The organism is Actinoallomurus acaciae, from assembly GCF_042429965.1.
Classification (GTDB): domain Bacteria; phylum Actinomycetota; class Actinomycetes; order Streptosporangiales; family Streptosporangiaceae; genus Actinoallomurus; species Actinoallomurus acaciae.
Window position 1 is genome coordinate 1 of sequence record NZ_JBHLZP010000609.1, and the last position, 4,489, is coordinate 4,489.

The 4,489-nt window shown below is 73.2% G+C and carries 5 protein-coding genes; 2 read left to right on the forward strand and 3 right to left on the reverse strand.

Features of this window, described 5'->3' with window-relative positions; genetic code table 11:
• The 3 genes from ACFFNX_RS43190 to ACFFNX_RS43200 all read right to left on the reverse strand — a co-directional run.
• Nucleotides 1-225 (reverse strand): hypothetical protein (locus ACFFNX_RS43190; RefSeq protein WP_378212050.1); only part of this gene is annotated, 225 nt, incomplete at its 3' end.
• Nucleotides 226-277: 52 nt separating this feature from the next.
• A complete protein-coding gene (locus tag ACFFNX_RS43195; protein WP_378212051.1) occupies nt 278-970 on the reverse strand; it encodes a Clp protease N-terminal domain-containing protein in 693 nt (230 codons plus the stop codon).
• A 2-nt stretch (nt 971-972) separates the two neighbouring features.
• A complete protein-coding gene (locus tag ACFFNX_RS43200) occupies nt 973-1,206 on the reverse strand; it encodes an RNA polymerase subunit sigma-70 (protein ID WP_329261696.1) in 234 nt (77 codons plus the stop codon).
• A gap of 325 nt (nt 1,207-1,531) precedes the next feature.
• On the opposite strand from ACFFNX_RS43200, the gene ACFFNX_RS43205 reads away from it, so the two are divergent.
• The gene (locus tag ACFFNX_RS43205) at nt 1,532-3,160 is read left to right on the forward strand and encodes an acyl-CoA carboxylase subunit beta (RefSeq protein ID WP_378212052.1); all 1,629 of its coding nucleotides are present in this window, start codon (nt 1,532-1,534) and stop codon (nt 3,158-3,160) included.
• Nucleotides 3,161-3,164: 4 nt separating this feature from the next.
• Nucleotides 3,165-4,489: acetyl-CoA carboxylase biotin carboxylase subunit (locus ACFFNX_RS43210; protein ID WP_378212053.1), on the forward strand; the 1,325-nt coding region annotated here is incomplete at its 3' end.

Sequence of the window (4,489 nt, forward strand, 5' to 3'; positions counted from 1 at the left end):
GACCTCGGCCAGGACGCGCTCGACCAGGGGAACGGCGACGTCGGCCCGCCCGCGGACGGCGATCCGGTCCCGGCGGGAGATGTGCTGCCCGGCGACGGCGACCGCGCGCCCGTCGTCACTCGCCCAGGCGCGCCCGCGCCCGTCGAGGCCCTGGGCCGCCCAGAGACACAGCGTGTCGCCCGCGCACAGCTCCGCCAGCTCGTCATGATCGTGAATCGCCCGCATTGGATGGCAGTCTGCCAGGACCGGACATCCCGCCGGAAACCGGCGCGGCCCCTCAGGTTTCCGGCGGGTGGGGGGCAGGCCGCCTCGGTGGAGATGAGGTGGGTGACGTGGTCGCGTAGGCCGGTGGGCCCGAGGCTGGATGCCGCGAGTGCCCGGGTGGCCTCGCCCTCGTGGTCAGGTTTCCGGCGGGTGGGGGGCAGGCCGCCTCGGTGGAGATGAGGTGGGTGACGTCGTCGCGCAGGGCGGTGAGATCGACGCCGGAGGCCACGAGCACGCGCGCGGCCATGCCCTCGCCCTCGCGGGTGAGGCCGAGCAGCAGGTGGCCCGTGCCGAGGCTCTTGTGGCCGAGGCGCACGGCCTCGCGCAGGGAGAGTTCGAGTGCCTTCTTGGCCCCCTTGTCGAACGGGATGTGGCCCTGCCGGGGCGGCCGGCGGCCCGGTGAGTCGAGCGCGCCCGGGCCGAAGGTCGCCTCGGTCACGCGGCGCACCTCATCCAGGTCGATCCCCAGCGTCGCCAGGGCGGCCGGGTCGAGCGCGTCGCCATCGACGAGACCGGCGATCCGCCGGCGGACGTCGGCCGGGTCGGCGCCCCGGTCGCGCAGCGCCTCGGCGCTCGGCCCGTCGCCGGCCTCCAGCATCGCCAGCAGGAGGTGCTCGGTGCCGACGAACGGCCGGTGCAGCAGGCGGGCCTCCTCCTGCGCCCGCACCACGACCTCGCGGGCGTCCTTGGTGAACCTCTCGAACATCCCTACCGCTCCTTACCGAGAATCCGCCGGCCGCCGCCGTGTTTCTTGTGGACCGCCTGCCGGCTGACGCCGAGGCAGACCGCGATCTCCTGCCAGGACCACCCCTGGTCGCGTGCGTTGCCGACCTGCAGCGCCTCGAGCCGCTCGGCGAGCTCGCGCAACGCGCGAACCGCCCGCAGCCCGACCGCCGGGTCGCGACTGCTCGCCTCCTGGGCGAGCTGTACTCCATCGCTCATGGTGTCAACATAGGTTGACGGCCGGGCATCTGTCAACCAAAGTTGACGCCCTCGGCCGTGAAGCGTGATCCGGCGGTCGAACCGGCGGCGCCGGATCGGACCGTACGACCGTGGCCCGGCCGCCCCGTCCGTACGAGACGACGGCGGGGCCGAGAGGATGTACCGGAGGTTCGCCGGGGTATTCGGCATCCGGGAGCGGGCGGGCGACGACCGCCGCGCCGAATGAGATTCGTCTCATCGGAGCGCGATCTTTCCCCGCGCACGGTGCTTGGCCATACTCGATCACGGGCCCGCGTCGGAGGCCCGCGACGACGAAGGATGAGGGATGACGGTTCTCACCAGCGGGCTCGACCCGGCCGGCGACGCGTACGCCGAACGGCGGGCGGCGATGCTGGCCAAAGTCGCCGAGCTCGAGGCCGAGCAGGCCAAGGCGGTGGCCGGGGGCGGGCCGAAGTACGTCGAGCGGCACCGCGCCCGTGGCAAGCTCCTCGCCCGCGAGCGCATCGAGCTTCTCATCGACCCCGACTCGCCCTTCCTGGAGCTGTCCCCGCTCGCCGCCTGGGGGAGTGGTTCCGCCGGAGGCGGACAAGGCCAGGGCTTCGCCGTGGGCGCGAGCCTGGTCAGCGGCGTCGGCGTGGTCGAGGGCGTCGAGTGCGTGATCGTCGCGAGCGACCCGACCGTGCGCGGCGGGTCCAGCAACCCCTGGACCATGGCCAAGACGTTCCGCGCCGCCGACATCGCGCTGGAGAACCGCCTTCCGCTGATCAACCTGGTCGAGTCCGGCGGCGCCGACCTGCCCACGCAGAAGGAGATCTTCATCCCCGGCGGCCGGATCTTCCGCGACCTCACCCGGCTGTCCGCCGCCGGCATCCCGACGATCGCCCTGGTCTTCGGCAACTCGACCGCCGGCGGCGCGTACCTGCCCGGGATGAGCGACCACGTCGTCATGGTCAAGGACCGCGCCAAGGTCTTCCTCGGCGGCCCGCCGCTGGTGAAGATGGCCACCGGCGAGGAGTCCGGCGACGAGGAGCTCGGCGGCGCCGAGATGCACGCCCGCACGAGCGGCCTGGCCGACCACATGGCGGCCGACGAGTACGACGCGCTGCGGATCGGCCGCCGGATCGTGGCCCGGCTCAACTGGCGCAAGCGCGGGCGCGCGCCGCTGCCCGTACGGCCGCCGCGGTACGACGAGGAAGAGCTGCTCGGCATCGTCCCGGAGGACCTGAAGATCCCCTTCGACCCGCGCGAGGTGATCGCGCGGATCGTCGACGGATCGGACTTCGACGAGTTCAAGCCGCTGTACGGCAGCAGCCTCGTCACCGGCTGGGCGGTCCTGCACGGCTATCCGATCGGCGTGCTCGCCAACGCGCGCGGCGTGCTGTTCGGGCCGGAGTCGCAGAAGGCCGCGCAGTTCATCCAGCTCGCGAACCAGACCGGCACCCCGCTGCTCTTCCTGCAGAACACCACCGGCTACATGGTCGGCCGGGAGTACGAGCAGAGCGGCATCATCAAGCACGGCGCCACGATGATCAACGCGGTGTCCAACAGCCGGGTTCCGCACCTGACCGTCGTCATGGGCGCCTCCTACGGCGCGGGCAACTACGGGATGTGCGGCCGGGCGTACGCCCCGCGCTTCCTGTTCACCTGGCCGAGCGCGAAGTCGGCGGTCATGGGCCCGGCACAGCTCGCCGGCGTGCTGTCCATCGTCGGCCGCCAGGCCGCGCAGGCACGCGGCCAGGCGTTCGACGAGGAGGCCGACGCCCAGATGCGCGCGATGGTCGAGGCACAGATCGAGTCGGAGTCGCTGCCGTTCTTCCTGTCCGGGCGGCTCTATGACGACGGCGTGATCGACCCGCGCGACACCCGCACCGTTCTCGGGCTGTGCCTGTCCGCGATCAACAGCGCCGCCGAGCCTGCCGAGCAGGCGGGCGGCTTCGGCGTCTTCAGGATTTGAGCGAATGATCTCCAGACTGCTCGTGGCCAACCGGGGCGAGATCGCCCGCCGGATCTTCCGCACCTGCCGTGACCTCGGCATCGAGACCGTCGCGGTGTTCTCCGACCCGGACGCCGCACTGCCGCACGCGATCGAGGCCGACCGCGCCGTACGCCTGCCCGGCGCGTCGCCCGCCGAGACGTACCTGGACCAGGAGGCGATCCTCGGCGCGGCCCGCGCCGCCGGCGCGGACGCCGTCCACCCCGGGTACGGCTTCCTGTCCGAGAACGCCGCGTTCGCCGAGTCGGTCCTCGCCTCCGGCCTGACCTGGGTGGGCCCGCCGCCGAAGGCGATCGCGGCGATGGGCCTCAAGACCGAGGCCAAGCGGCTCATGCGCGACGCGGGCGTGCCCGTGCTGCCCGACCTCGACCCGGACGCGATCGGCGACTTCCCGGTGCTCGTCAAGGCGTCGGCCGGCGGTGGCGGGCGCGGCATGCGGGTCGTACGGGACGCCGGTGAGCTGGCCGGGGCGCTGGAGTCGGCGCGCCGCGAGGCGGAGTCGGCGTTCGGCGACCCCGCGGTCTTCTGCGAGCCGCTGCTGACCGGCGCCCGCCACATCGAGGTCCAGGTGCTCGCCGACACCCACGGCACGGTCTGGACGCTGGGGGAGCGGGAGTGCTCGATCCAGCGCCGCCACCAGAAGGTGATCGAGGAGGCCCCCTCACCCGCGATCGACACGGAGCTGCGCCAGCGCCTGTGCGAGGCGGCCGCCGCGGCCGCCCGCGCCATCGGGTACGAGGGCGCCGGCACGGTGGAGTTCATGCTGGCCCCGGACGGCGGTTTCTTCTTCCTCGAGGTCAACACGCGCCTGCAGGTCGAGCATCCGGTCACCGAGTGCGTGTACGGCGTCGACCTGGTGGCCCTGCAGATCGAGGTGGCCGAGGGCGCCGCGCTGAAGGACCCGCCGCGCGCCTCCGGCCACGCGATCGAGGCCCGTCTCTACGCCGAGGACCCCGCGGAGGGGTACCGGCCGCACAGCGGCACGCTGCACACGTTCGCCGTCCCCGGCGTGGACGCGGAGTTCCGCGCGCCCGGCTCGTACGGGCTGCGGCTGGACTCCGGCGTGGTGTCCGGCAGCGCGATCTCCACCCACTACGACCCGATGCTCGCCAAGGTGATCGCGTACGCGCCCACGCGCGGCGCGGCCGTGCGGCGTCTGGCCACGGCCCTGGCCGGGGCGCGCGTCCACGGCCCGGTGACCAACCGCGACCAGCTCGTCGCCACGCTCCGGCACGAGGCGTTCCTCGCCGGCGCCATCGACACCGGCTTCCTCGATCGCCACGACACCAC